Raw genomic sequence first — 565 nt, forward strand, 5'->3', positions numbered from 1 at the left:
ACCTCTGATACGCTCCTGCGGGAGCGGGAAGGTGTTTGATGACGAAGACGAGGCGGGAATTTACACCCGAGTTCAAGCGAGAGGCCGTAGCGCTTCTGGAAAGCAGTGGTCGCCCCCTGATGCAGATCGCAACCGAGCTGGGGATCTCTCCCTCCATGCTCAGGAACTGGCGCGCCGTTGCCCGTGGCGCATCACCCCGATCCAGGGCTGCCCCCAGGGATCTGCCTGCGGGCCCAGGGGCCGCACCATCTCCGGCTGATCAGGCGGCGGAGATCGCGCGGCTGCGGCGTGAGCTCGATCGAACGCGCATGGAGCGCGATGGGTTAAAAAAGCCATCGGCATCTTCGCGGAGATGCCCAAATGAAGTTTGGCTTCATCGAGCAGCATGCCCGCACCTTTCCGGTGCGGCTCATGTGCCGCGTGCTCCAGGTCTCGCCCAGCGGCTATTATGCTTGGCGATCCCGGCCCGAGAGCGCCAGGGCCATGGCGAACCGGCGCCTGCTGCAGGAGGTGCAGAGCCTCCATGCTCGTCATCAGGGGCGTTATGGCAGCCCGAGGATGCACG

General features: G+C 64.8%; 1 pseudogene. It reads left to right on the plus strand.

Annotated elements, in window-relative coordinates:
* Positions 1 to 38: 38 nt before the first annotated feature.
* Positions 39 to 565 (plus strand): annotated as a pseudogene (locus JKG68_RS32870) (transposase); the annotation flags it as partial.

The sequence above is a fragment of the Microvirga aerilata genome, from assembly GCF_016743775.1.
Lineage (GTDB): Bacteria > Pseudomonadota > Alphaproteobacteria > Rhizobiales > Beijerinckiaceae > Microvirga > Microvirga aerilata.